The sequence below is a fragment of the Streptomyces sp. FH025 genome (assembly GCF_017427025.1).
Taxonomy (GTDB): Bacteria; Actinomycetota; Actinomycetes; order Streptomycetales; family Streptomycetaceae; genus Kitasatospora.
In genome coordinates this window covers 1-2,702 of the sequence record NZ_JAFLNG010000887.1, presented here as the reverse complement: position 1 = coordinate 2,702, position 2,702 = coordinate 1, and the positions used below count along the sequence as shown (strand labels likewise).

The window sequence follows — 2,702 nt, the reverse complement described above, 5'->3', positions numbered from 1 at the left end:
CGAGGCTTGCGGCGATCCCGCTCCAGCGGGTCGCCGCCTCGGCACCCGGGCCGTCGGCGTCGCGTTGGAGGTAGACGGTAGCGCTCGTCGAGTCCAGCGGGAGGAGACGGATGCCTGCCGCCCCGTGCAGACGGACAGTGGCCGTGGCGTTGCGGTAGTCGGTGGTACGGCTGGAAAGCACCAGCGGTTGCCGGGCAGGCAGCGACCCGTTGAGCGCATCCAGGGCCAAGACCTGAAGACCGGGAGGGAGCTCGTCCAGACCGTCCAGGATCGGTGTGATCAACCGTTGCTCCAGCAGGGCGTGGGCGCGAGTACCAGGGCTGCTCTGTTCAAGTTCGGCGGGGGCAGGGGCGCGTAGGGCGGGGTGGTCCCGGGTGAGCTGACCGGCCATCCACGTGTCGAGGTCCTGCCGGGTCGGATCCCACGAGGCGAGGGAGAAGAGAACCGGGACCGGGCCGCCCTCCGGCCGCCGTGCGAGCAAAGCCAGGAGGAGGCGGATGAGGAGCATGGTCTTCCCCGAACCGGGCTCACCGAGCACCACCAGACGGCGCGTGGGAACGCGCTCGCTGAAAACCTTGTCGATCTCACCGCCCTTGCCGGCCAGCCCCCACGCACCGGTGGCCCAGCCCGCCGGGTCGCCCGGCGGGCCGCCAGGCCAGTTCTCCGCCAGCTCCCGCAGGCCCGACCACGACTCGACCAGGTCCGCGTCGGCCGCAGTCCAGGCGACCGGCAGCGGGGAGGGGTCGTTGACGCGGCGTACCTGAACCTCGGCCTCCCACTGCCGACGCACCCCCAGGGCGAGCCCGTCGGCCACCTTGTCCAGCGGCACGGACTCGGGGGGCTTTCCGCCCAGACGCAGTGCGCCGCGCAGCGCCGCGGGCAGTCCGAGCAGGCCGACGAGCCCCCCGACAGCGCCCGCCAGGATTCCGGCGGTGGGGCCGTAGTGGATGACGAACCAGGCCACGCCCGCCACGACTACGCCTACGTACAGCACTCCCGCCCACAGCACACGTCTCCTCACCCCGCCATGATCAGGGATGCCGGAGGGCCGCCCAGGGGATTCGGCGATCGTCGGGGGCGTCGGGCACCGACCGGCGCCGGCGCGCACGCTCTCCACACACGCCGCGTCGGCGGTACCAGGCGAGGCTGGCCTCGGGGCGGCACCGGAGGAGGGATCGGCACGGCTTCCCGAGCCACCTGAGGCGGTGAGACGCTGGATGGGACCTGTTCTTGCGTGGCTTGCTGGCGTCAAGAGGTGGTTGTGATGAGTGAGCGCGCCAGTGTCAACGGAGAAGGCTCGACGAGTTCAGATAATAGATGGATCAGTCTGAGTATTATTGTTGCCGGATTTGCCGTGCTGATATTTCTGCTTGTTCGCCTTGCGGGAGGGATGGAGGATGCGGGTTCGATCGGATTCCTTAGTGCCCTGGTGGTGGCCCTGCTGGTGATAGGGTTTTTCTTTTCTGACCCTGAAAATGTCGGCGAGGTCACGATAGTTGGACTCCTTGGGATCAAGAGGCGTGTTGACAGGTTGAAAGGGGAAATTGATCAGGTTTCCAAGGCTGCATTTCGAGGAATTTTGGGAACGCATGAGCGCGCCCACCTTAGGAAGCTGAACGGGGATGAGCGTGACAGAGTGCATTATCAGCATGGACTTAAGGTGGACTGCGAACGCCTGGAAGCCCTGGGATACCTGCAGGCAAATGATAAGATTCGCGGTCTGCAGGCGCTGGAGGATGAGAGCGGAAATCGGAACGAATTTCCGTTGGGAAACTATGCGTCCATCACGGAGGATGGGAAAGAGTACCTTCGGCTCTATCGCCAAGTAGCTCCCTGAAGGGCTGTCGTGGTCGGAGATGAGGATGGCTGCGGCGCAGTGAAGGCGAGTGGTCGGCTCGGAGACCGCAGGGTCGGCGAGGGGAGCATCGAGCCCAGGACTTGTGCGCTCGTTGAAACTTCCTGGGCGCGGATGGGCGGGGGCAACGCGATGCAGGCGTGTTTGTGCTGGCAGGGGGTGCCGTAGGGTCGACCGCATGCGCCGAGTTCGACCTTTCGGCGATCGAAGTGCTCTTCGAAATTCGCCGGTAGGCGATGTAGTGCTTGAGCACCACAACCTCCAGCTCCGGCTCGCCGTACAGCTCCCGCAGGCACCCCGGCGCCTCCGCCTGCGATGTCGGCGCCGGTACCACGGCCGGATCCGGCTGTGTACGCCTCGCCCACCGGGGCAGTGGGCGCCGAGGAGGCGGAAGCGATGACGCTCGGGTCGGCGCCGCGGCGCGAGAGCCTGCGCGTGGGGCATCCGCTGCGGGTCGGTCGGTGCGGTCAGGGGTGCCTCAGCACGGCTCGCCCCGGCTTCGCACCGGGGTCGGTCCCCAGCCGTGCCACGCGGTTACGGCGCGTCGGGACTGGGGTCTTTCCACGGTTCGAGCGGACCCGGCCCGGTGGTGTGCTGTGCGCGGCACCCACCGACGCGAGGAGCTCCGATGACATCGATGCCCGTGGCGGGCCTGCGGCCCAGCCGGGGAGACGAACGCGCCGACCTGGTCGTCCGCAATGCGCGGATCCACACCGGCGACCCGCGCCGCCCGGCGGCCTCGGCGCTGACCGTGCGGGGCGGGCGGATCGGCGTGGTCGGCGAGTGTTCGACCACGCCGAGACCGTTTCGCCGGAGAGCCTGGATCGCATCGCGGCGCTCGGCGGGT

At 68.1% G+C, this 2,702-nt stretch carries 3 protein-coding genes; 2 read left to right on the top strand and 1 reads right to left on the bottom strand.

The window, feature by feature from the left end:
* The coding region (locus J0670_RS35250; RefSeq protein WP_307806834.1) for an NACHT domain-containing protein at positions 1-964 on the bottom strand (964 nt) is incomplete at its 3' end.
* 300 nt (positions 965-1,264) lie between these two features.
* On the opposite strand from J0670_RS35250, the gene J0670_RS35245 reads away from it, so the two are divergent.
* Both J0670_RS35245 and J0670_RS35240 read left to right on the top strand, forming a co-directional pair.
* Positions 1,265-1,837, top strand: a complete 573-nt coding sequence (locus J0670_RS35245) for a hypothetical protein (RefSeq protein ID WP_207816616.1) — start codon at positions 1,265-1,267, stop codon at positions 1,835-1,837.
* 646 nt (positions 1,838-2,483) lie between these two features.
* The coding region (locus J0670_RS35240) for a hypothetical protein (protein WP_207816614.1) at positions 2,484-2,702 on the top strand (219 nt) is incomplete at its 3' end.

Coding starts and splice junctions, on each gene's coding strand:
- J0670_RS35245 (WP_207816616.1), top strand. CDS start 1,265: ATGAGTGAGCGCGCCAGTGTCAACGGAGAAGGCTCGACGAGTTCAGAT.